Annotated in this window: 1 protein-coding gene; it reads left to right on the top strand. The window is 74.0% G+C overall.

Annotation, left to right across the window (positions count from 1 at the left end; all coding sequences use genetic code 11):
• On the top strand, positions 1-407 hold a 407-nt coding region (locus Q2100_RS31460; protein ID WP_302917154.1), incomplete at its 5' end, for a DoxX family protein.
• Positions 408-512: the final 105 nt, after the last annotated feature.

Below are 512 nucleotides of genomic sequence, written 5' to 3'. Positions count from 1 at the left end.
CGCCGTCGACGCCGCTGCGCACGGCGGCCCGGCTGCTGCTCGCCGGCGCGATGGTGTTCGCCGGGGTGAGCCACTTGTTCTGGGCACGCAAGGACTTCCAGGCCCAGGTGCCCGACTGGGTGACCAGGGCCGCGCCGATCGACGCCGACGGCGTGGTGGTGGCGTCCGGCGCTGTGGAGATCATGCTGGGCGCCGGCCTGGCCGTGCTGCGACGCGACCGGGTGCTGGTCGGGCGCCTGCTGGCGGCGTTCTTCGTCGCGGTGTTCCCCGGAAACATCGCGCAGTACCTCGGCAAGCGCGACGCCTTCGGGTTGGACTCCGACCGCAAGCGCCTGGTCCGGCTGGTGTTCCAGCCGGTGCTGGTGGCCTGGGCGCTGTGGTCGACCGCGGTGCCCAGGTCGCGCTGAGGCCGGCGGGTCAGCCGACCCGCAGCCAGCCCGTGGTGTGCCGGTAGAAGGTCGAGCGTTTCACCGGCCGCGGCGCCGCAACGCCGTCGCGGGTCAGCAGCGCCC

It is taken from the genome of Mycolicibacterium arseniciresistens (assembly GCF_030519285.1).
Taxonomy (GTDB): Bacteria; Actinomycetota; Actinomycetes; order Mycobacteriales; family Mycobacteriaceae; genus Mycobacterium; species Mycobacterium arseniciresistens.
The sequence above is the reverse complement of the archived record's forward strand: the minus strand, read 5'-3'. Positions and strand labels throughout refer to the sequence as shown.